This is a genomic window from Rhizobium sp. G187 (genome assembly GCF_051549525.1).
GTDB lineage: Bacteria > Pseudomonadota > Alphaproteobacteria > Rhizobiales > Rhizobiaceae > Allorhizobium.
Genome location: NZ_JBPUGM010000001.1, coordinates 705,492 through 726,629, shown reverse-complemented (window position 1 = coordinate 726,629; position 21,138 = coordinate 705,492). Strand labels below are relative to the sequence as shown.

General features: G+C 60.5%; 21 protein-coding genes. 10 read left to right on the top strand and 11 right to left on the bottom strand.

Annotated features, from left to right (window positions below; all coding sequences use genetic code 11):
* Positions 1-175 precede the first annotated feature (175 nt).
* Positions 176-967: a DUF2189 domain-containing protein gene (locus ACSV9I_RS03420; protein WP_438327260.1), complete on the top strand. Its 792-nt coding sequence runs from the start codon at positions 176-178 to the stop codon at positions 965-967.
* 43 nt (positions 968-1,010) lie between these two features.
* Here ACSV9I_RS03420 and ACSV9I_RS03415 read toward each other — a convergent pair whose 3' ends face one another.
* The 5 genes from ACSV9I_RS03415 to rpe all read right to left on the bottom strand — a co-directional run bounded on the left by ACSV9I_RS03415 (position 1,011) and on the right by rpe (position 4,673).
* The gene (locus tag ACSV9I_RS03415; protein ID WP_438327258.1) at positions 1,011-1,313 is read right to left on the bottom strand and encodes a hypothetical protein; all 303 of its coding nucleotides are present in this window, start codon (positions 1,311-1,313) and stop codon (positions 1,011-1,013) included.
* 85 nt (positions 1,314-1,398) lie between these two features.
* Positions 1,399-2,700, bottom strand: coding sequence for an adenylosuccinate lyase (gene purB, locus ACSV9I_RS03410; RefSeq protein WP_054158420.1), 1,302 nt, complete (start codon positions 2,698-2,700; stop codon positions 1,399-1,401).
* Positions 2,701-2,761: 61 nt separating this feature from the next.
* On the bottom strand, positions 2,762-3,259 hold the full coding sequence (locus tag ACSV9I_RS03405; protein WP_438327256.1) for a hypothetical protein: 498 nt from the start codon (positions 3,257-3,259) through the stop codon (positions 2,762-2,764).
* Between the two features lie 20 nt (positions 3,260-3,279).
* The gene (locus tag ACSV9I_RS03400; RefSeq protein WP_438327254.1) at positions 3,280-3,999 is read right to left on the bottom strand and encodes a DUF2259 domain-containing protein; all 720 of its coding nucleotides are present in this window, start codon (positions 3,997-3,999) and stop codon (positions 3,280-3,282) included.
* Positions 3,996-4,673: a ribulose-phosphate 3-epimerase gene (gene rpe, locus ACSV9I_RS03395; RefSeq protein ID WP_054158423.1), complete on the bottom strand. Its 678-nt coding sequence runs from the start codon at positions 4,671-4,673 to the stop codon at positions 3,996-3,998. Before rpe ends, ACSV9I_RS03400 begins: the two co-directional genes overlap by 4 nt.
* Positions 4,674-4,877: 204 nt before the next feature.
* Between rpe and ACSV9I_RS03390 the strand changes: the two genes are divergently transcribed.
* Positions 4,878-5,642 carry an SDR family NAD(P)-dependent oxidoreductase gene (locus ACSV9I_RS03390; RefSeq protein ID WP_438327252.1) on the top strand — a complete coding sequence of 255 codons (765 nt, stop codon included), beginning with the start codon at positions 4,878-4,880 and terminating at the stop codon, positions 5,640-5,642.
* A 6-nt stretch (positions 5,643-5,648) separates the two neighbouring features.
* On the opposite strand, the gene ACSV9I_RS03385 is transcribed toward ACSV9I_RS03390, so the two are convergent.
* Positions 5,649-6,725 carry a branched-chain amino acid ABC transporter substrate-binding protein gene (locus tag ACSV9I_RS03385; RefSeq protein WP_438327251.1) on the bottom strand — a complete coding sequence of 359 codons (1,077 nt, stop codon included), beginning with the start codon at positions 6,723-6,725 and terminating at the stop codon, positions 5,649-5,651.
* 137 nt (positions 6,726-6,862) lie between these two features.
* Here ACSV9I_RS03385 and ACSV9I_RS03380 point away from each other — a divergent pair, with 137 nt between their 5' ends.
* The 7 genes from ACSV9I_RS03380 to ACSV9I_RS03350 are packed head-to-tail and all read left to right on the top strand — an operon-like array spanning position 6,863 to position 12,679.
* On the top strand, positions 6,863-7,387 hold the full coding sequence (locus tag ACSV9I_RS03380; protein ID WP_438327249.1) for a flavin reductase: 525 nt from the start codon (positions 6,863-6,865) through the stop codon (positions 7,385-7,387).
* A gap of 26 nt (positions 7,388-7,413) precedes the next feature.
* Entirely contained in the window at positions 7,414-8,346 is a 933-nt protein-coding gene (locus ACSV9I_RS03375) for an AAA family ATPase (RefSeq protein ID WP_438327247.1), read from the top strand.
* Between the two features lie 2 nt (positions 8,347-8,348).
* Positions 8,349-9,605 carry a vWA domain-containing protein gene (locus tag ACSV9I_RS03370; protein WP_438327245.1) on the top strand — a complete coding sequence of 419 codons (1,257 nt, stop codon included), beginning with the start codon at positions 8,349-8,351 and terminating at the stop codon, positions 9,603-9,605.
* A gap of 2 nt (positions 9,606-9,607) precedes the next feature.
* The gene (locus ACSV9I_RS03365) at positions 9,608-9,964 is read left to right on the top strand and encodes an XdhC family protein (RefSeq protein WP_438327244.1); all 357 of its coding nucleotides are present in this window, start codon (positions 9,608-9,610) and stop codon (positions 9,962-9,964) included.
* Entirely contained in the window at positions 9,964-10,680 is a 717-nt protein-coding gene (locus ACSV9I_RS03360) for an XdhC family protein (RefSeq protein ID WP_438327242.1), read from the top strand. The genes ACSV9I_RS03365 and ACSV9I_RS03360 overlap by 1 nt, the downstream gene beginning before the upstream one ends.
* Positions 10,677-12,314 (top strand): NTP transferase domain-containing protein, encoded by a 1,638-nt coding sequence (locus tag ACSV9I_RS03355; protein ID WP_438327240.1) that lies wholly within the window; start codon positions 10,677-10,679, stop codon positions 12,312-12,314. Before ACSV9I_RS03360 ends, ACSV9I_RS03355 begins: the two co-directional genes overlap by 4 nt.
* Positions 12,315-12,316: 2 nt before the next feature.
* Positions 12,317-12,679, top strand: coding sequence for a TfoX/Sxy family protein (locus tag ACSV9I_RS03350; protein WP_438327238.1), 363 nt, complete (start codon positions 12,317-12,319; stop codon positions 12,677-12,679).
* Positions 12,680-12,691: 12 nt separating this feature from the next.
* Here ACSV9I_RS03350 and ACSV9I_RS03345 read toward each other — a convergent pair whose 3' ends face one another.
* The 5 genes from ACSV9I_RS03345 to bcp form a co-directional block, all read right to left on the bottom strand.
* Positions 12,692-13,111, bottom strand: coding sequence for an NUDIX domain-containing protein (locus ACSV9I_RS03345; RefSeq protein ID WP_438327236.1), 420 nt, complete (start codon positions 13,109-13,111; stop codon positions 12,692-12,694).
* A 7-nt stretch (positions 13,112-13,118) separates the two neighbouring features.
* Positions 13,119-14,612, bottom strand: a complete 1,494-nt coding sequence (locus ACSV9I_RS03340; RefSeq protein ID WP_438327233.1) for a DEAD/DEAH box helicase — start codon at positions 14,610-14,612, stop codon at positions 13,119-13,121.
* A gap of 225 nt (positions 14,613-14,837) precedes the next feature.
* Positions 14,838-16,139, bottom strand: a complete 1,302-nt coding sequence (locus tag ACSV9I_RS03335) for a M23 family metallopeptidase (protein ID WP_438327231.1) — start codon at positions 16,137-16,139, stop codon at positions 14,838-14,840.
* A gap of 145 nt (positions 16,140-16,284) precedes the next feature.
* Positions 16,285-17,109: a ferritin-like domain-containing protein gene (locus tag ACSV9I_RS03330; RefSeq protein ID WP_438327228.1), complete on the bottom strand. Its 825-nt coding sequence runs from the start codon at positions 17,107-17,109 to the stop codon at positions 16,285-16,287.
* Between the two features lie 17 nt (positions 17,110-17,126).
* Positions 17,127-17,594: a thioredoxin-dependent thiol peroxidase gene (gene bcp, locus ACSV9I_RS03325; protein WP_438327225.1), complete on the bottom strand. Its 468-nt coding sequence runs from the start codon at positions 17,592-17,594 to the stop codon at positions 17,127-17,129.
* 122 nt (positions 17,595-17,716) lie between these two features.
* Between bcp and ACSV9I_RS03320 the strand changes: the two genes are divergently transcribed.
* Positions 17,717-21,127, top strand: a complete 3,411-nt coding sequence (locus ACSV9I_RS03320; RefSeq protein WP_438327223.1) for a hypothetical protein — start codon at positions 17,717-17,719, stop codon at positions 21,125-21,127.
* The last annotated feature ends 11 nt before the right edge of the window (positions 21,128-21,138 follow it).

Genomic DNA, 21,138 nt, shown 5'->3' with positions numbered 1-21,138 from the left:
CCGCGACATCCTGGCCCAGGTCTGATAGTCTTGCCGCCTACGGCAAAGACTGGCCGTTTTATCTCGCTGTCCGATCCAAGAAGATCCCCGGCGGAGACATGGTGCGGCATTCTCAGTCGCCGCCCGCGCATGACACTTTGAAGCCTGCAAATTCATGTTTGAGGAGGAAGTGGAAATGTCGAATTTTCATGTGATGACAGGCGTTACCGGTACGATCGAACGGCCCGCAATCCGCAAGATCGGGGTCTCTGATGTGTTTGCCGCCCTTCAGGCCGGCTATCGTGACTTTGGCGAAAAGCCCACCCACTATGCGTTCGTGGCGCTGATCTATCCGATCGCTGGTGCGATGATGATTGGATGGAGCGCAGGTGTCGAACTCCTGCCGATGGTCTATCCCTTGTTGACCGGATTTGCCCTGGTCGGACCCTTGCTTGCCTTGGGGCTGATGGAAATCAGCCGCCGGCGCGAACGTGGCGAGGATACGGGCTTGGCCGATATGGGCGCGATCCTGAAGTCGCCGTCGCTTCCGGCCCTGCTGATGATGAGTATCTATCTGCTATCGCTGTTCATGGTCTGGCTGGTCGGGTCCCGCGGGTTGTATCTCTCGCTGATTGGTGACTATCCGTCGCCGGGCGTCTTCTCCTTCGCCAGTGACGTGTTGAGCCATCCGAACGCCATGGCCTTCCTCTTCTGGAGCAACGCCTTCGGGTTCGTGCTGGCGCTCGTCGCGTTGGTGATCAGCATCGTCGCCTTTCCAATGCTGCTGGACCGCGATTGCGGCGCTGCCTGCGCCGTGCAAACCTCGGTTCGCGCAAGCATGTTGAACCCGATACCTGTAGCAGTATGGGGGCTGATGGTTGCCGCGTTGCTGGCAATCGGCATGGCGACGCTTTTGGTCGGCCTGGTGGTGATCGTGCCGATCCTCGGACATGCGACCTGGCACTTCTATCGCAGGCTGGTGGTCTGAGCCGCCGTCTCCGCGAGAACGAACTTTTATAAGAAGAGGCCGGCTAGAAGAGTGAAGATCTCTGGCCGGCCAAAAACATGAGCGCCGCCACTCCTGCAAGGGCAAACGCGAGGCATCTTTCACGGAGGGATTCCGTGACGGCAGCGACAGTTCCCTGCGCCAAAAGGGCAGCCGACAGGGCGAGGCCCATCATGACCGTTCGGTTTCCGGCACCTTCGATCTGCGTTGCATCGATGGCGCCCTCCATACTCTCTATCCAGTCATACTCACTGCCACAGAACAGTATCATCACGAGAATGGCGGCGGCGTAGAGGCAATGCGCAAACAGTCGTAGCGGCGTCGTCATGGCCACCTCTTTCAGCGGAGATCATAAAAAAAGCGCCTCAGGTACAATGACCTGAGACGCTTCTCATCTACGGGGTCGATGGTTATCAGCCGAAGACGCGGGCGAAGATCGTGTCGACATGCTTGGTGTGATAGCCAAGATCGAACTTCTCGCGGATCTCAGCTTCCGACAGGGCTGCGCGAACTTCTTCGTCGCCCAGCAGTTCTTCAAGGAAGTCGGCGCCCTTTTCCCAGACCTTCATCGCGTTCCGCTGCACGAGACGGTAGCTGTCCTCGCGCGACACGCCGGCTTGCGTCAGCGCCAGAAGAACGCGCTGGCTCATGACCAGACCCTTGAACTGGTTCATGTTGCGCAGCATGTTTTCCGGATAGATCACCAGCTTTTCGATGACGCCCGCCAGACGGTTGAGCGCAAAATCGAGGGTGATGGTCGTATCCGGACCGATGGCGCGCTCAACGCTCGAATGGCTGATGTCGCGCTCGTGCCAGAGGGCCACATTTTCCAGTGCCGGGACGACCGACATGCGCACGAGGCGGGCAAGACCGGTCAGGTTCTCGGTCAAGACCGGGTTGCGCTTGTGTGGCATGGCCGAAGAGCCCTTCTGGCCCGGCGAGAAGAATTCTTCCGCTTCCAGCACCTCCGTGCGCTGCATGTGGCGGATTTCGATCGCAACATTCTCGATCGACGAAGCGATCACGCCAAGCGTGGCAAAGAACATCGCATGGCGGTCGCGCGGGATAACCTGGGTCGAGATCGGCTCCGGCACCAGGCCAAGCTTTGCGCAGACATGTTCCTCGACACGGGGATCGATATTGGCAAACGTGCCAACGGCACCTGAAATCGCGCCCGTTGCAATTTCTGCACGGGCATTGACCAGGCGGTCGCGGTTGCGGCGCATTTCGGCGTAGAAACGTGCGAATGTCAGGCCCATTGTCGTCGGTTCGGCATGGATGCCATGGCTGCGGCCGATGCGGACCGTATCCTTGTGCTCGAAGGCGCGGGCCTTCAGGGCCGCGAGCACCCGGTCCATGTCGGCCAGCAACAGGTCGGCGGCGCGCACGAGCTGGATATTAAGCGTCGTGTCGAGAACGTCGGACGAGGTCATGCCCTGATGGACGAAGCGCGAGTCCGGACCGATGAATTCGGCGAGATGCGTCAGGAAGGCGATGACGTCATGCTTGGTGACGGCTTCGATCTCATCGATGCGTGCGACGTCGAATTCCGCCGGCCCGCCCTTTTCCCAGATCGTGCGAGCAGATTCCTTCGGGATCACGCCGAGGTCGGCCAGCGCGTCGCAGGCATGCGCCTCGATCTCGAACCAGATGCGGAACTTGGTTTCGGGGGACCAGATGGCGACCATTTCCGGCCGGGAGTAGCGGGGGATCATGGGCTTAAGTCTTTCGTTCGAGCTGAATTCTGGCTCGCTTTAGCAAAGTGGAACGTCAAGCTCAACGGTTGCGGCGCGCCATGGTGAAACTGAGGACAAACAGGATGGCAAAGCCCACCGGAAAAAAGTGCCGGAGACCCGTCACGGCGAACTGGTAGACGGCGGATGCCGATGTGAAGACCTGCTGATACACCCAGATGCGCGAAGGGAATGGCGCATGCCAATGGGCATAGAAGATGCGGTAGTGCAGGGCAAAGAGGCCAGCGGTCGCCAGGATCGTCAAAAGGCCGAGCAGGAGCAGCCAGGCGGCAAGGACAGCCGGTGCTGGTCGCTTCACCGTGAGCCACCCAATCAAGGGTAGGGCGAAAAACCAGCCCAACGCTCCGCCGGCTGCATAGAGCAGGGTGAGGGCCGGTATATGGCTGCCCATATGGTGGCCGAAAACAATCGTCGAGGCGACGAGGCTGGCGGCCATGGCAAAGGCCCAGAGAATAGCACCACCAAACCAGAGCCGTATCGGGGGCAGACGGCGCGGGGCATTTACGCCTGGATCTTGCACTCTGTCTGCGCCCCGCTTCATCATGGTCTCACCGGTACGGCGAGCCAGCGGACATTGTTCCCCTCGAAGCCCAGGGTCAGCATCTGCACCATCACCATGTGCGGCCCTTTTGACCCATACCGAGGCGTAACAACGCCGGCGATCCCGTAACTGCTCGGGCAGTGGCGACTGGTTGGTACCCGCTGGTCCTCGTAGACCTTGCGGGCGTCGGCTGGTTTAGCGTCATCTGCAAGCGTCAGCCGAAATCCCTGAACATCAACCGTAAGGTCCTTACAGATCCCCTCCGCCGATGCGGGAAACTGCTCGAGTTTCAGCCGGTAGATGCCATCGGCGACGTAAAGGCTCGGGGTTGCCTGATAGCGCAGGTTCTGAAACTCTTGCCCAAGCTCGCTTACCGGATTGAAGGCTGCCAAATAGCCAGGATCCTCGCCGATCCCATGGGTCTCGAAGAGTGCCGACGCCTTGGTCGCGCTCTCGCGCCGTGCCTCACCAATGGTCGCATCCTCGCGCTTCACCAGGACATCGATCGGCGTGCCGGGTACAAAACTGTCAGTCTGCGTGTCGATGATGGAGACGCTGGAATACGGAAAGCCCGAACCGTCCTGCTCGCCGAATTCTTCATAGGCGAAGTAACGGCCATCCTGTGAAAAACCATGCGGCCGCATCTCGGCGACATCGCCGGCTTTGGCTGACGTCGTCAGAAGCGCGATCAGGACCAGAACGAGAGCGCTTGCTTTCACATGCGCCCCGTATCTGCAGCCTGGCGCAAGGCAGCGACCGTCTGGCGATAGTCTGCGACGCCCCGACCCTTGTAGATCGCCGATCCGGCAACCAGAACATTGGCGCCGGCGCGCGTGATCTCGGCGGCATTCGCAGCAGTAACGCCGCCGTCGACTTCAAGATCGATCGGGCGGTTGCCGATCAAGGCATGGGCCTTTGCGATCTTGTCGGTCATGGCAGGGATATATTTCTGACCGCCAAAGCCTGGGTTGACGCTCATGATCAAGATGAGGTCTAGATCGTCCATCACGTGCTCAAGGATCGAGAGCGGGGTTGCCGGGTTGAGCGAGACGCCGGCCTTTTTGCCGAGTGCCCGAATGGTTTGCAGCGAACGGTGCAGGTGCGGTCCGGCTTCGGCATGGACTGTGATGATATCACAGCCGGCGTCCGCGAAGGCTGCGAGATAGGGGTCGGCAGGTGCAATCATCAGATGGCAGTCGAACACAGCCGTGGTATGTGGGCGCAGCGCCTTGATGATTGCCGGGCCAAAGGAGATGTTCGGCACGAAGTGGCCATCCATAACGTCGAGATGGACCCATTCGGCCCCCGCTTCCACGACATCCGAGACTTCCTCGCCGAGTCGCGAAAAGTCGGCAGCGAGAATGGAGGGGGAAATCTTCAGCGGGCGGGTCATCGGAGCTCCTCGTTGACAGTCGTGCCATCTGGGTTCCCGGCGGACATCGCTCGGCATCCGCAGGATGGCTCTCTTGGCCGCTCGAATATCATCGGGGGCACGTGGCGGCAACCATGCCTTGGGATGAGGTCAATACCACCTTGACGGCGTGGCGTGGGACCTGCATCCCTGCATCCGCTTGAGGAATTTGTATGGGAGGACGGCATGTCGAAGTTTGCGATCATCACCGGCGGAAGTTCCGGTATCGGGCGTCATCTTGTGCAAGCATTTAGCGACAAGGGTTACGCTGTCGCTTTTACGCATCTCGGACAGACGGATGCGGCGAACGCCGTCGAAGCGGATGTGGCAGCGCAGGGTGGCCGGGCGATCGGCCGCGAATGCGAAGTCGCCAACAGCGCGGCTATTGAAGCTTTTCTCGATGAGGCCATCGCCTGGGCCGGTCAGGTGCCGGATGTGCTCGTCAACAATGCCGGCATCCAGACGTGGGCGTCCCTCCTGGATCTCCCAGAAGAACGTTGGGATGCGGTGATAAATACCAATCTCAAGGGCACATTCCTCAATACCCAGCTGGTGGCCCGCCGTATGGTCGCGGCAAAGACGGGTGGTTCGATCATCAATCTCGGTTCCGGCTGCAACAAGCTCGCCTTTCCCAAGCTCGTCGACTACACAGCCTCCAAGGGCGGTATCGAGCAATTCACCAAGGTCTCTGCAGTCGAGCTTGGACCATACGGAATCAGGGTCAACTGCATCGCGCCGGGCGCAATCGAGACGGCGCGCACCCAGGCTGAATCGCCGGATTATGCCAAGACCTGGGGCGATGTCACGCCGCTGCGGCGGGTCGGAACGCCGGAAGATCTGGCAGGCCCGATCCTCTTTCTCGCTGGCGAACAATCCGCCTTTGTGACCGGCCAGACCATTTGGGTCGATGGTGGCGTCTTTACCCAGGCCTTCTGGCCTTACCGGGAGTAGGTAGGGCTACTGGCTGGCGGCTGCAATCGGGACGAAGTCGCCGCCTCGCCATTCCATCAGTTGATAGGGATTGACGGCAAGTTCATGGTCGTCGCCAAACCGGATCGGCCCCAGTGCGGTCTCGAAATCGGTCCCTACCAGCGTTTCCGCAAGTGGTGTGCCCATGGCCGAGGAGATGCCAAGCGCATCGGCAAGCAGTGTCACGGCGGCATGGGCGGGCACCACATAGCCTTCTGCCGGGATACGCCCGGCGGCAAGCGCTTCTGTGATCGCTGCTGCCGATGGTCCTGCGGGCTTTTCGGCCAGCCCGACGGCAAGCACGCCCTCTTGAAGCGCAACGGGTTCATTCGGTGCCCGCATGGCGTCCCCGCCGAGAAACGTCATCGGGGCAACTTCAGCGGCCGCATCACGAGCCATGATCGCGACGTCATTGCGGTCTGCGCCCGCGAAGACGCGTGTGGCACCCGCACTGCGCAGGCGGCGGATGAGCGCGAGCTGGTTTTCTTGTCCGGGGCGGAAAGTGTCGACAAACACCGGTTTCAGGCCGCGCTCTTCCAGCGCGATGCGGATTGCTTCAGTGAGTTCGCGTCCACGAATGGTACCGTCCTCGACCAGCGCAATAGCTTCGCCCTTCCAGTCGCGCAGAATGATTTCGGTTAGCTTCTGGGCTTCCGAATCGCTGTGCGGTCCGAGCCGGAAGAACGGCCAGCCATTCTTGAGAGCGTCTTCCATCATGCCTTTCCAGCGCACAGAGAGCGTGATGGCTGGAATCTTTGCCTCGGCGAGAACGGGTAGGCCACCGACCAGGCTTTCGCTGCACAGGAAGCCGATCGCTGCCTTCGCGCCGGACTTGGCGATTTGGTCGGCAAGCACCGGTCCGCTGCCTTCCGTGCAGGGTTCGTGAATCTCGATCAGCGAAATGGAGAGACTACCGGCCGCCAATTGTGCCCCCTGGCGAACCTGATTGCCAAGGCTCTCGAAATTGCCGGATTTAGGGGCGACAATCGCGAGCGTCAGTTGTTGTGCACTGGCCGGCACCAGGCATGAGCCCAGAAGCAGCAGCGTCAGTGTCAGTCGTTTCATCAAGCGTCCCCGGATTGGTGACGCGATCCTAACCGAAAGCGCAGGCAATTGGAAACGTTCGCTTTCCAATGAATGGCAACGTCTTCGACAAATTGGTTCTTCATTGTGGAAACGGTAATCCTTGCTCGCCATATTCGATGCACCATCGGTTTGGCCTTAAGGAGATCGCATTGCAGTCGCAAGTCCTGGATTCGACCCTTTATCGCGAGGGTATGAGTCGTTACGCCGGCCATGTCCAGATCGTAACCACAGAATGGGATGGCCTCCGCCGGGGCGTGACCATCACGGCCGCCTGCTCGGTCTCCGACAATCCTGCGACAGTCCTGGTTTGCTTGAACAACGGCAATGCGAACAATGATGTGTTGTTCACCTCTGGCCATTTTGCGCTGAACACGCTGTCGGTTCGGCACCAGGAGCTTGCGAACGCCTTTGCTGGCTTCAAGGGCATGACGTCTGAAGAGCGCTTCGCACTGGCCGAGTGGCAAGTCGCTGTAACCGGATCGCCGCTCCTGTCGGATGCGCTTGTTGCCTTCGACTGTCGGGTCGTCGACCAGAAGGTGACAAACACGCATACCATCCTGTTTGGCGCTGTCGAAGCCGTACATTTTGGTCCCAAGGAGCCCGCACTCATCTATCTGGACCGATCCTACCACGCGCTGTAAGCTCTCTGTCAAAGCCGGGAGGAGACATGGCTGAGACGGATCGAACGCAGGTGCCCAGGTCGATCGATGGGGTCATCGACTTGCTGGCGTCGGAGGATTATCTGGCGGGGCGATCGCTGGCGACGGTGATCTTCCTGGCCCTCACAATGAAGCGGCCACTCTTTCTTGAAGGAGAAGCCGGTGTCGGCAAGACGGAAGTGGCCAAGGTGCTTGCCAAGGCACTCGACAGGCCCTTGATCCGGCTCCAGTGTTACGAGGGGCTCGACATTTCGTCGGCCGTCTATGAGTGGAACTATCCCGCCCAGATGTTGGAAATCCGACTGGCCGAGGCCGCTGGCCAGTCTGACCGTGACCGCTTGCAGCGGGATATCTTTTCCGAACGTTTTCTGATCCGCCGTCCAGTCCTGGAGGCACTTTGCGGTCAGCCGGGGCGAGCCCCGGTCTTCCTGATCGATGAACTCGATCGAACAGATGAAGCCTTCGAGGCGTTCCTGCTGGAGGTGCTCTCCGACTTTCAGGTCAGTGTGCCCGAATTCGGCACTATCAAAGCCGAGGAACCACCGATCGTCATCGTCACCAGCAATCGCACCCGCGAGGTGCACGACGCGCTGCGTCGCCGCTGTCTCTATCACTGGGTCGACTATCCGGCGGCGGCCGAAGAGCTGTCTATCATCCGACGCAAGGTGCCTGGTTGTGGCGATCAACTGTCACGCCAGATCGTCGCCTATGTGCAGAAGCTCCGAACGATCGATCTCTTCAAGAACCCCGGCATCGCCGAAACGCTCGATTGGGCAACGGCGTTGACCGAACTGGACCGGCTGGCACTCGATCCCGAAACCATTTCCGGCACGCTTGGCACGCTTTTGAAATACCAGGAAGACATTGCCCGGATTGGCGGCGGCGAAGGACAGAAGCTTCTGTCCGAAGTGAAGGCCGAACTCTTGAGTGTGGCAGGATGACAATGGAGGATGCGCCTGGACATGACGGGCTTGTCGTTCCTCCTGTGGCTTTCGGCGAGGGGCGACTTGCCGAAAACATCCTGCATTTTGCGCGAGTGCTTCGCCGGGCCGGATTGAAGCCCGGGCCGGGGGCGGTCATTGAGGCCATTGAGGCAATTGATGCCATCGGTATCGGCGCACGGCTCGAGTTTCATGCCGCGCTGTCGGCGATTTTCGTCAAGAAACACGAGGACCAACCCGTCTTTGATGAGGCCTTTGCGATCTTTTGGCGCTCGCGCGATCTCGTCGGCAAGATGATCGCCTTGATGTCGCCCGTCGCCGCCATTGGCGAGCGTCACAAGCCGAAGGCTGGCGCCGCCCGTGTCAGTGACGCGCTGTTTGCCGAGCGTCAACAGGAGGCCGCCAAGTCAGGCGACCCGGATATCGAGATCGATGCGCGCCTCACCGTGTCGGGGAGGGAAGTCCTTCGTCGCCTCGATTTTGGCCAGATGACCGCTGCCGAACTGGCAGAGGCCCGACGCGAGATCCAGCGTTTGTCCATGCCTTTCGATGCCGTACGCACCCGCCGCTTTCGACCGGCACCACAGGGCCGCCATTTCGATGCGCGTAGCACCATCCGCCAGTCCTTGCGCACGGGCGGCGATCTCATGCTGCCGAAATTCCGCGCACCGAGGCTTCGTCCGCCGCCGCTTGTGGTTCTCGCTGATATCTCCGGCTCGATGAGCCAGTACAGCCGGGTCTTTCTGCATTTCCTGCATGCACTGACCGAGAGACGCCGGCGGGTGCATACTTTCCTCTTCGGCACACGCCTGACCAATGTTACGCGAGCACTGCGTCACCGCGACCCCGATGAAGCCGTTGCGCGTTGCAGCGAGGCTGTGGCGGACTGGTCGGGCGGTACGCGCATCGGCGAGACCTTGAAGCAGTTCAACCGCGACTGGGCGCGGCGCGTGCTGGGGCAGGGTGCCATTGTCCTCTTGATCACCGACGGGCTGGAGCGGGAGGACATATCGCTTCTGGCGGATGAAACGGCGCGGCTCCACAGATCGTGCAGACGGCTGATCTGGCTGAATCCGCTTCTGCGCTTTTCAGGTTTTGAAGCCCGGGCCCGCGGTGTGCAGGCCATGCTGCCGCATGTGGACGAATTGCGTGCGGTCCACAATCTCAATGCACTGTCCGATCTTGTGCACGCTTTGGGTGGTCCAACGGATCGATCCGTAGATCCCAGGCGTTTCCTGGTGGCAATGAGGAGTGCCTGACCATGCCTGAACCCGCCATCGCTGAACTACCCATGCAAAAAGCTGCTGTTGCAGATCCTTTGGACACCGCCGAAAGCTGGCTTTCCTCCGGGAGGTCTGTCGCCCTTGCAACCGTCGTTGAGACCTGGGGCTCGGCGCCGCGTCCCGTCGGCAGCCATTTGGTGATCGACGCGGACGGCAATTTCGAAGGCTCCGTGTCAGGAGGGTGTGTGGAGGGCGCAGTGATCACGGAAGCGCTCGACGTCTTGGAGAGTGGCAAGGCCCGGATGCTTGAATTCGGCGTTGCCGACGAGACGGCTTGGCGCGTCGGCCTGTCCTGTGGCGGGCGTATCCGCGTCTATGTCGAAAGGCTCGACTGATGCAGGCATCGCTCGTGTTCGCTCTGAATGCCGCAAGGCGTGCCCGACAGGCCGCCATAGTCCTGACCGATCAAATGTCGGGAGAGACCCGATTGATCCTTGAGAGATCCCCTGAACGGAACAGCCTGGACGATACCCTCGCAACCGAAGTCACGAGCCGCTTTCGCTGTGGAACGTCCGGCAGCGCCGAGATCGACGGCAGGCCCCTGTTTTTCAACGTGCATCTGCCATCACCGCGCATCGCCATAATCGGGGCTGTCCATATCAGCCAGGCGCTCGCGCCGATGGCCGCTATTGCGGGATTTGCCGTCACGGTTATCGATCCCCGAACTGCTTTTGCCACGCCTGAGCGTTTTGCCGGCATAGATCTCGTCACCGAATGGCCGCAGGATGCATTCGCCCTATCGCCTCTCGATGCCCATACCGCGCTGGTGGCTGTGACGCATGATCCGAAGATCGACGATCCGGCGCTTCTTGCGGGCTTTGACGCGGGTGCCTTCTATATCGGCGCGCTTGGAAGCCGAAAAACCCATGCCAAACGCGTGGAGCGTTTGACCGCAGCGGGCGTTGCGCCTGCGGATATCGACCGCATGTCCGCGCCGATCGGCCTCGATATTGGCGCAGCGACCCCGGCAGAAATCGCAGTCGCCGTTCTCGCCGACGTCATTCGCGCCCTTCGCCAACGTGTGGTTCAGTCACCGGGGGCTGATGGATGATCTTCGGTGAATGTCCACTTGATGCAGCAAATGGTGTCATTCTCGCGCATGCGGTCCGCCTTGATGACAGTAAGCTTGCAAAGGGGCATAGACTCACCCCCTCTGATATCGCGAGGTTGAGATCAGAGGGTATCGACCGAGTGATTGCTGTTCGCCTCGAGGCGGGCGATCTGGATGAAGATGAGGCCGCTGACCGGCTTGCTGCATCCGTCGATCTGAAAGGCCTGACACGCAGTCCCGCCTCGACCGGGCGCGTGAATATTTATGCTGCTGACAATGGTCTCTTTCGTGCCGACAAGAAAATCGTTGATCAGTTCAACCGGATCGATCCCGCCATCACCCTGGCAACGCTCGCGGACCGAAGTGATGTGCGCACCGGTGACCTGGTCGCCACGATCAAGATCATTCCGCTTGCTGTGGCCGGATCAGCCGTTGCGCATGCCGAAACCGTCCTCCGTACAGCTGCTGCCTTTTCGCTCAAAGCCTACACGCCCCGCGCGGTCCACCTGATTGCCACCGAACTCCCATCGTTGAAGCCCACGGTGATGGACAAGACTGCACGCGTGCTGGAGATGCGCCTTCAGCCATCGGCAAGCCGTCTGGTGTCAGAGCAACGTGTTCCACACAAAGCGGATGCGGTTGCCGCGGCGATCACACGCAGCCTCGGCAAGACGGAAGCATCAACACCGCTTATGGTCGTCTTCGGTGCCGCCGCGGTCTGTGATGAGAACGACGTGATCCCGGAGGCGATCCGTCGTGCTGGCGGCATCGTTGAGAGGGTCGGCCTGCCGGTTGATCCGGGCAATCTGCTCGTTCTCGGCCATATCGGAGATGTGCCGGTGATCGGCGCACCCGGATGCGCCCGGTCGCCAAAGGAGAACGGCTTCGACTGGGTTTTGAACGGAATTCTGGCCGGCGATCCGCCATCAGAGGATGAGATGAGCGGCTGGGGTGTCGGCGGTTTGTTGATGGAAATTCCGGCAAGGCCGCTGCCGCGGCTGACCGCAACCGGCGACCAGCCGGCGAAGCAAGAGTTGGCAGTCGTGGTGCTCGCGGCCGGCCGTGCCTCGCGCATGGGGGAAAGCGGACAGCACAAGCTCCTCGCCACCTTCGGGGGAGAAAGCCTTGTCCATCGGGTCGTCCGCCATGCCGTGGAGGCAGACATCGGCCCGGTCATCGTTGTCACAGGCCACCGTGCAGCCGAGATCGCCGCCACTGTCCGCGATTTGCCAGTGGAATGCGTGGAGAACGCGCTTTACCTCTCCGGGATGGCCAGTTCTCTCGCCGTGGGTGTCCGTAGAGCGGAAAGCAAGGGCGCATCTGCAGTGATGGTCCTTCTGGCGGACATGCCAAATGTCGGCCCCACCGACCTGAAGCGCCTGGTTGAGGCGCATGTGGGCGCTGGCAAGCGGGCGATCATCCGGGCAACAGCCGGTGGAAAACGCGGCAACCCGGTGATCCTGCCCGTTTCGACCTTCGAGGCCTTAAGGCGGCTTGAAGGTGACATTGGCGCCCGCGCCGTTATCGAAACGGCAGGCGTTCCCGTCATCGATATCGAAATCGGCGCCGCTGCCCGTCTTGATGTCGACACACCGGAGGCTGTCCTCGCAGCCGGAGGCAAGTTGGAGGGCTGAGAATGGACAGTGCAGCGATCGAGGACATGTTCTTTTCCCTGCAGCCGATCTCCATCCGCCGGATGTTCGGCGGCAAGGGCATCTACCGCGACGGGATCATTTTCGCCATCGAGTTCGAAGGAGACATCCTCCTGAAAGCAGATTCGGAAACGGCACCCCTTTTTGCAGCGGCGGGGTCGACCCAATGGGGCTATGAGGGAAAGACCGGCAAGACGGTGATGATGCCCTACTGGTCGTTCCCAGAGGATGCGCTGGACGATCCGGAAGAGATGCAGCGATGGGCGAGACTTGCCTTCGAAGCGGGCGCCAGAAGTGCAAAAGCTATCCCAACGAAATCAGCATCGAAAAAAGGCCGCAAGGCCTGAAAAGCCGATGTGTCAGGTGGATGCCGTCCACCGGGCCGCGGCATCACGAGCAAAGACCGAAAGCGGCTGCGGCAGGTCGTCCGAAGCGAACCAGCCCATGTCGGATAGCTTGTCAGGCTCCGTAATCCGCGCCTCGTTTGCGTAGTCATCCGTCGTGTAGATCACAGAGATCCAGTGCTGGTCATCTGCCACGATCAACTGTTCTGACAGGCAGAGGAATTCGATCGCACCGATCGCAAGCCCTGTCTCTTCCTCGGCTTCGCGGCGGGCAGCATCCTCAGATCGCTCCATGTGGTCGACCTTCCCGCCGGGAATGGACCAGTGGTCCGCTTCCGGCGATTTGACGCGCTTGTAGAGTAGGATCCGACCGTCTGTGTCACGGATCAGCAATCCCACTCCGAATCCGGGAAAATCAATGCCGGGTGCGGCCATCAGGCAATCAGATCTTGGCGCTGGCCACGATCAGCATGAAAGCCGGAATTTCATCGCCGAAACCAACCGGTGTCGGACCGTCATCGTCGTCACGGCGACGGCGGCGCTCGCGGTGATCGTCGTTGGCGGGATAGGGGCGTCCCGGATTGCGGCCGCCCTGAGGTTTGCGATTGTCCGCTCTCTGGTTTTCGACTGCCACGCTTTCCGTCCTTACCGTTACAGGTGCTTCTTCAACTACGATGATGGGAGTATCCTCTCGCGGCGTGTCAGCCTTGTGACTGCGCTTGCCGCGGCCCCGGTCGCGATCACGTTCGCGACCCTTGCCACGACCGCGACCGGCATCTTCGGTTTCTACCCGTTCGGGCAGGCCGGAGAGGTCGCCTCCAAGCCATTCGATCTTCTGATCGATCAGCTTTTCGATGGCATCGAGGAACTTGGTGTCGCTGCGCGTCACCAGGGTGAAGGCGGCGCCCGAGCGGCCTGCACGACCTGTGCGGCCGATGCGGTGGACATAATCCTCCGCATGGATCGGAACGTCGAAGTTGAAGACGTGGCTTACGTCCGGAATGTCGAGGCCGCGGGCAGCGACGTCGGATGCCACCAGAAGCGTGATGGCATTGGCTTTGAAGTTGGCAAGCATGGTCGTGCGAGAGCGCTGGTCCATGTCGCCATGCAGGGCGCCGACGGAAAAGCCATGGCGCTCGAGCGAGCGGAACAGGTCCGCAACGTCCTTTTTGCGATTGCAGAAGATGATCGCATTTTTCAATTCGTCCTGGGCGCGGATCAGATCGCGCAAGGTCGAACGCTTCTCGTAGTCCTTGTTATGGCAGGCGACCAGACGCTGGGTCACCGTCTTGGCGGTCGAAGACGGCGGGGCTACTTCGATTCGCGTCGGGTTCTGCAGGAACTGGTCTGCCAGCTTCTGGATCTCCGGCGGCATGGTGGCGGAGAAGAACAGCGTCTGCCGTGTAAAGGGGATCATCTTGGCAATGCGCTCGATATCCGGGATGAAGCCCATGTCGAGCATGCGGTCGGCTTCGTCGATCACGAGGATTTCGACGCCGGTCATCAACAGCTTGCCGCGTTCGCAGTGATCGAGCAGGCGGCCAGGCGTGCAAATGAGCACATCGGCGCCACGTTCCAGCTTTCGGTTCTGTTCTTCGAACGACACGCCACCGATCAACAGGGCGACATTCAGCTTGTGGTTTTTCCCATATTTATCAAAGTTTTCAGCAACCTGCGCTGCGAGTTCGCGCGTCGGTTCCAAGATCAGCGTGCGTGGCATGCGGGCACGCGCACGGCCCTTCTCAAGAAGGGTCAGCATTGGCAGAACGAAGGATGCCGTCTTGCCCGTCCCGGTCTGAGCGATACCCAGAATGTCCCGACGTTCAAGCGCAGGCGGGATAGCACCGGCCTGAATAGGCGTCGGAATGTTATAGCCGGCATCGGTGACGGCTGAGAGGACTTTCTGGCTCAGGCCAAGGTCAGCAAAAGTGGTCAAAGGGAAATAGTTTCCGTTCCTGTTCAAACGAACATCGATGAGACGGCTCGGATGCGAACCGTATTGGTTGCGCCGAATAGTGGCAAACCATCCGAAAGTCAAGGAAACGGGCAGAATCAACAGAGGAAAGGCTTAACAATGCACGTTAAATTGGGCGGTCCGACAATAAAAGCGGCAGCTAGAAACGGTTGTCATGACGAAGGGCTTGAAAAGCCTTTGCGAATGTCAGTTGATCAGAGGCTCTAGCTTCATGCCGGCATTGAGAAAGCGCATCGGGTCCAATGCGTCACCATTGCGGCGCACCTCGTAATGCAGATGCGGGCCTGTCGACCGGCCAGTCGAGCCAGAAAGCCCGATCACGTCGCCGGCCTGCAGCGTGTCGCCGGCCTTGACCAGAATTCGGGAAAGGTGACCGTAACGCGTTGTCAGACCCAGGCCGTGATCGACCTCGACCATATTGCCGTAGCCACCCGCCATGCCGGCGCTGACCACTGTCCCGGTCCCCGTGGAGCGAACTTCCGATCCGGTCGGTGCGCGAAAATCAATGCCTGCATGCATGGCAAGGCCGCCAAGGAATGGGTCGGGGCGGTTGCCAAAGCGGCTGGTAATGTCGTGGCCAGGGGCGGGGTTGGCAAAAGGCAGCCGCCGGGCTGTGTCACGAACGGCTTCAAGCCGCGTGAGTGTCGTATCCAGCATGTTGAGGGAGGCGTTGAAGCTTTGTTCGTTCCGCGGCGCAAGGTAGGGCCCGCCGATCGCCTCGGGCACGATCTCGGCAGCGGCCGACTCGACTGGCACACCTTGCCGGTCGAGAATGGCTGCGATTTCATCCGCCGTCTTTGCTGCGCCTGTCGTCAGTTCCGCGATCCGCGCCATCTGTTCCGCCTCAATCTCCTTCAGGGAGAGCGTCATGTGGGAAAACAGGCGGTCCGCACGATCAGCAACATTGTCCGTGGTCATCGGCACGTAGCCGAGCGCAAGCGACGCATGTGCCTTTGGCTGATCAGCTCCTGTCGGCGCGCCGAGTAGCGATGCGAACGCACGCGAACCATCCGGGGTCACGCTGGCCTGATCGTCCTGGGCGCCGTCCTTCTTCTGGGCAGGCGAGGGGCTTTCAGACGGAATAGAAGTCCCGACATTTGCATCCTTCAGCAATGCGCCAATCCGACCATGCCGGGAGGTGAGCGCCATCTGCTGTTCGAGAAGCTTTTCAACTTTTTCCTCGACAACCTGCTGGTCGAGCAATTGCCGCGATGTCACGCGATCCACCTGCGCACGAAGTGCCGCGATCCGGTCTTCATATTCATGCTGCATGCGGGCCTGGCGTGCCATGGTGGCGCCAATCAGGTTGTCGCGCAGCACAAGGTAGGTTGTTGCACCCAGGTAGCCGATCGCCATGACACCGAGGAAGCATGCCGTCAGCGCCAGCATCCAGGGCCGTATCGTCATATGGCGGATGCGGTCGCCGCTCGCGAGGATGACGATATGCTGCTGACGACGCTTGCCGAAAACCTGGTTGCTGGAAGTCATACCCGTATTGTCCCCTGCTCTTATCCCCGAGCGTCGCCTCGAACAACTCCGGGAAAATCGCGAGTCGTCACAGATCTTCTCGCGAAGATTAGTAATGCATGATTAGGGTTAATGAAGGGTTAGGTGTCGGAAACTGCACGCTCTTTCAGGAATGGTTCTTGGACGACAGGCTGCGATAGAAGGAGGGCGTCAAACCGGCCTCGGCCCGCGCAACATCGTTGAAAGGCGCCTTCAGCTGGCCGCGAAAATTGGCGCGCACGAGGTCCTGGAATGTGGTCGCCGGGTTGCGTTTTTCGCGGGCGCAAAGAAAACGGAACCATTTGGCGCCTACCGCGACATGGCCCTTTTCATCCTCGTAGATGACAGAGAGCACATCGGCGCTGTCGATGTCGCCGGTTTCCCGCATCTTTTCCTGCAGCGCCGGGGTGACGTCGAGGCCGCGCGCCTCGAGGATGAGGGGTACGACGGCAAGTCGCGCCGTAAGGTCGTTGCGGGTCGAATGCGCGGCCTGCCACAATCCGTCATGCGCCGGCATGTCACCATAGTCCGCGCCGAGCGCCCGAAGACGGTCCCGCACCATGCGGAAATGCTTGGCCTCTTCATATGCCACCTTCATCCAGCCATCGAAGAAGGATTGCGGGACGGGCTCGGTCGCGAAGCGCGCGACGATGTCGAGCGCAAGGTCGACGGCATTGAGCTCGATGTGAGCAAGCGCATGCAGAAGCGCGATCCGGCCGGGAAGCGTATGCAAGGAGCGCTTGCCGACCGCCTTAGGCGGAACGAGTTCGGGCTTGTCCGGGCGGCCCGGTCTGTCGGGCAGGGGCGGATCGAGCGGCGACCGCAAGGACAGACGCCGCTCGTGCCAGCGGACCGCCGCTGTCTGGGCAAGAGCCGTCTTCTCGTCCAGATCAGCGCTTGAGATGGCAAGAGTGGCCGCCCCGCGCAGCGAATGGAAAGCGGTTGCCGGCAAGGGGCCATCCGCGAAACTCATAGCGATTGCGCAGCCCTAAGCACAGCCTCGGCATGGCCGGGGACCTTCACCTTGCGCCAGACCTCTACGATTTTTCCATCTGGGCCGATCAGGAAAGTGCTGCGCTCGACGCCCATGTAAGTCTTGCCGTACATGCTCTTCTCCTTCCAGACGCCATAGGCTTCGAGAGCGGTATGCTCTTCGTCTGCTGCGAGAATGACGGAAAGCGAATGTTTGGATGCGAACTTGTCGTGGCTCTTCACCGAATCAGGCGACATGCCGATGACCACGGTTCCGGCGGCGGCAAAATCCGACGCAAGCCCGGTAAAGTCGACAGCCTCGGTGGTGCAGCCGCTCGTGTCGTCTTTCGGGTAGAAATACAGAACAACCGATTTTCCGGCGAATTCCGAGAGCGATACCGTACCGCCGCCATTGCGGGGAAGGGTGAAATCGGGGGCGCTGTCCCCAGCCGTCAATTCCGTCATGGGATAACCTTTCTTTTGCCCGTTTTGTGAGTGATTGTGGGCGTCATCGATATATAGTCCGCTCCGAGGTCGTCCAGAGCGACTTGATAGCGGCATCGATCAGCGGAGACAATCACCAGGACATGTCTGAGATCCGGGGCGAAAAGCTACGGTTTCGCAAGCGGGACATCGTGCCGCTGCATGCCCTCCCGTCCGCGCAAGCCGAGGACCCCATTATCGTGCATTGCCCTCCGCCGAAGCGATCCATCGCTCGGCGATTGGCGCGCGTTCTGGCGGGTTTTCTGGCGCTGTGGGTTGTGGTCTTTATCGGAATCTATGCCGTGGTCGAAAGCGGCACGCTGGACAAGTCGCTCGCGGCCCGTGCCGAGGCCGTGATGAACAAGGCCGTCGGTCCGGACTTCGAAGCCAGGGTGGGCGCGGCCACCGTGCGTTTCTCGCAAGGCATGGAGATGTCGATCGAGGCACGGGACGTCGTCCTTGTCGATGCGGCTCAGAGACAGCAGATCGCGGTCACGCATTCCGTTCAGTTCGTACTGGACCCCTTGGCGCTACTCGGCGGCCGATTCGTGGTTCGTGAGGTCGTCAGCAATGGGATCAGTCTCGATGCGCGGCTTCTGCCCAAGCGCGAGCCCATGGATCTCTCCGGTGTCCGCATCGATACGGTTCCGGACATTTTCGAAAAGGCTTTTGTCGAACTCGAACGTATCCAGACCTTCCTGGCGCGTGGTGGCCTTGATCGCCTTCGCCTTGGTGGTCTGGAGGTCGAGACCACCAGCGTCAGTGGTCGACCACTGGTGCTTGGCGTTGACGACATTGCCCTGGAGCGTGGCGTCGATAACTCTCTGTCTATCTTCGGCGCAATCTCCGTTAACGGCCAGCAGACAGAACTGACAGCGCTTACCACGAATGAAAATGGCAAACCGCAATCGCTCACTGTCCGGATCGCCGATTTCCGCGTGACGCCGTTCTTGCTGCGGCGTTCGAGCGCCGGAATGGCACGCCAGGGGATCGACGGAACGGCCGAACTCTTGCTCAATGCAAAACGAGGCAGTCAGGATCAGCCGCCACAGATGGCGCTTGCCGTCAACGTCGACGGCGCGACCTTCTACTCGGACGGGCAGCCGCAATCCCTCGATCAGGCCAGGCTAAACCTGCTCTACGACTTTTCGAAGCGTACCGTCGAACTCTCGGACTCGGTCGCTCGATTTGGCGGAACCGTGCTCCCGCTGTCCGGCGGAGTGATCGACCTCGACCGTTTGCCCGAGGGCAAAAATTTCCCGAAGGGATTCGGGGTGGACATCGTCGTCACCGAAGGCCGGTCGAACGTAGCAAGTGCAAACGAAGCGTCCTTGCCCTTTTTCCTGAAAGGTTATGGTCGCTATCTCCCAGGAGAAAAGCGTCTCCAGCTCGATACGCTAGACGTCTCCAGCCCAGCCGGCAGCATGAAGGGCAAGTTGGGTATCCGCTTCGGCGGAACCGGACCTGAAATCCGCTTCAACGCCAAGGTCGAGAACATGAAGACGGCCGCGGTCAAGCAATTCTGGCCATACTGGATCGCCGACAAGCCGCGCAAATGGGTCCTCGAAAACATCTATGGCGGTATCATCCCGGCAGGCACGATCGATGTCTTTATTCCGCAGAACCGCTTGAGCATCGAGCCGAAACCTGTGCGGCTCGACGAGAATGAATTGCGCATCGGCTTCGATATCGAGGATGCCCGGCTCAATCTCACGGGCGAGATCCCTCCGCTGCGTGATGTCTATGGGCGCTTCGACATGGTGGGTGGGAAAGTCGATGTGGATATACGCTCGGCCGGATCCTATTTTCCGTCCGGACGCACAGTCATGCTCGAAGGCGGCGCCTTCAAGCTGGCGGAAGCCTATGACAAGCCGCTCATGGCAGATATCGACGTCAACCTGAGCGGCACGGCGGATGCCGTTGCGGAACTTGTCTCGTTCAAGCCGATTGCAGCTCTGCAACGCATCGGCTTCAAGGCGGATGATTTTACCGGCAAGGTGTCGGGCAACGCCAAGATCCGAGTCGGCCTGGTCGCTGACCAGAAGCCGCCTGCACCCGTATGGAGCGCCGGCCTCACACTCGACAAGGTCGATATCAAGAAACCGTTCGACGGTCGCGAGGTGAAGCAGTTCTCCGGCAAGATCGATGTTGATACAAAGCTGGCACGCATCGAAGGTGATGCCCGCGTCGAAGACGTGCCGATGGAAATTCGAATGGTCGAGCCGGTCGAAAAGAACCAGCTGGCGACTGTGCGTGAGCGCGTGATCAAGGCAAAGCTCGACAATGCGGCGCGGGAAAAGCTGGTGCCGGGCCTTGCGGAGATCATCGACGGCCCCATCTCGGTCGAACTGTCGCGCATCGATGACAAGAAGCAGTCGGTCAGCGTCGATCTTAAAAGTGCCAACCTCACCTTCCCATGGGTCGGCTGGGCCAAGGGGCAGGGCATCGGCGCCAAGGCTGAGTTCGAACTCATGGCAGACGGAGACGGGCAGAGGATCGAGAAATTCAACCTCGCAGGCGAGGGATTTGGTGTCTCCGGTGAGATGTCGCTCAATCGCAGCGGGCTGGTGGCCGCGAACCTCTCTCGTGTGAAACTCAGTCCTGGCGACGAAGTCGCCCTGAAGATCAGTCAGGCCAAGGGGCGATACAGTGTCACAGCAACCGGGGCATCCTTCGATGCGCGCTCGTTGATCTCGAAGGCCAAGAAGCCCTCGGACTCCAGTGGTGGCTCCGGCGGCGGCGCCAGCATTCGTGTGGAGGCGCAGCTCGACCGGGTGGTGGGATTTGGCAACGAGCAACTCTCCGGCGTCTCTGTCATCTATGCCGCGCGGGGCAGTCGGGTGACCGGTGTCGACTTTTCCGGCGTGACGGGACGTGGCCAGGCGCTTGTGGCAAAACTGCGCGACCAGGACGACCAGCGCGAACTGACAATGACCAGCAGTGATGCCGGCGCCGTCGTTCGCTTCCTTGACATCTACAATCGTCTCTCTGGTGGATTGGCCAACATGAAGTTGACCGAGGTTCGCGAGGGCGCGTGGACCGGTGGTCTCGACTTGCGCAACTTCCAGGTCGACAACGAAGAGCGCCTGCAGTCGATCGTCTCCACGCCGGCTGGAGCCGATGGCCAGAGTCTGAACAGTGCGGTGAAGCGGGATATCGACGTAAGTTCTGCCCGATTCCAGCGTGCCTTCGCACGGCTTGCCGTCATCGATGGGACGATCAGCGTCGAGAATGGCATCGTGCGCGGTGAGCAGGTCGGCGCCAGTTTTCAGGGCATCATCCGGGATGCCAGCGGTCGCATCGACATGACCGGAACTTTCATGCCGGCCTATGGTCTCAACCGCCTGTTTGGAGAGCTTCCGGTTATCGGTCTCATTCTCGGCAATGGCCGCGATCGCGGCCTGCTCGGGATCACCTTCAAGCTTACCGGTGCCAGCGATAAGCCGAACCTTGTCATCAACCCGCTCTCGATTATCGCGCCCGGGGTCTTTCGCCAGGTCTTCGAGTTCCGCTAGGTGAAGGCGTA

Excerpts from the sequence above, each read along its gene's own strand:
- ACSV9I_RS03360 (WP_438327242.1), top strand. The coding sequence starts at position 9,964 with ATGCAGGCATCGCTCGTGTTCGCTCTGAATGCCGCAAGGCGTGCCCGA.
- ACSV9I_RS03420 (WP_438327260.1), top strand. The coding sequence starts at position 176 with ATGTCGAATTTTCATGTGATGACAGGCGTTACCGGTACGATCGAACGG.
- ACSV9I_RS03345 (WP_438327236.1), bottom strand. The coding sequence starts at position 13,111 with ATGGCCGCACCCGGCATTGATTTTCCCGGATTCGGAGTGGGATTGCTG.
- ACSV9I_RS03380 (WP_438327249.1), top strand. The coding sequence starts at position 6,863 with ATGCACCATCGGTTTGGCCTTAAGGAGATCGCATTGCAGTCGCAAGTC.
- ACSV9I_RS03335 (WP_438327231.1), bottom strand. The coding sequence starts at position 16,139 with ATGACTTCCAGCAACCAGGTTTTCGGCAAGCGTCGTCAGCAGCATATC.
- ACSV9I_RS03350 (WP_438327238.1), top strand. The coding sequence starts at position 12,317 with ATGGACAGTGCAGCGATCGAGGACATGTTCTTTTCCCTGCAGCCGATC.
- ACSV9I_RS03365 (WP_438327244.1), top strand. The coding sequence starts at position 9,608 with ATGCCTGAACCCGCCATCGCTGAACTACCCATGCAAAAAGCTGCTGTT.
- ACSV9I_RS03385 (WP_438327251.1), bottom strand. The coding sequence starts at position 6,725 with ATGAAACGACTGACACTGACGCTGCTGCTTCTGGGCTCATGCCTGGTG.
- ACSV9I_RS03320 (WP_438327223.1), top strand. The coding sequence starts at position 17,717 with ATGTCTGAGATCCGGGGCGAAAAGCTACGGTTTCGCAAGCGGGACATC.
- purB (WP_054158420.1), bottom strand. The coding sequence starts at position 2,700 with ATGATCCCCCGCTACTCCCGGCCGGAAATGGTCGCCATCTGGTCCCCC.
- rpe (WP_054158423.1), bottom strand. The coding sequence starts at position 4,673 with ATGACCCGCCCGCTGAAGATTTCCCCCTCCATTCTCGCTGCCGACTTT.
- ACSV9I_RS03370 (WP_438327245.1), top strand. The coding sequence starts at position 8,349 with ATGGAGGATGCGCCTGGACATGACGGGCTTGTCGTTCCTCCTGTGGCT.
- ACSV9I_RS03390 (WP_438327252.1), top strand. The coding sequence starts at position 4,878 with ATGTCGAAGTTTGCGATCATCACCGGCGGAAGTTCCGGTATCGGGCGT.
- bcp (WP_438327225.1), bottom strand. The coding sequence starts at position 17,594 with ATGACGGAATTGACGGCTGGGGACAGCGCCCCCGATTTCACCCTTCCC.
- ACSV9I_RS03355 (WP_438327240.1), top strand. The coding sequence starts at position 10,677 with ATGATCTTCGGTGAATGTCCACTTGATGCAGCAAATGGTGTCATTCTC.
- ACSV9I_RS03415 (WP_438327258.1), bottom strand. The coding sequence starts at position 1,313 with ATGACGACGCCGCTACGACTGTTTGCGCATTGCCTCTACGCCGCCGCC.
- ACSV9I_RS03375 (WP_438327247.1), top strand. The coding sequence starts at position 7,414 with ATGGCTGAGACGGATCGAACGCAGGTGCCCAGGTCGATCGATGGGGTC.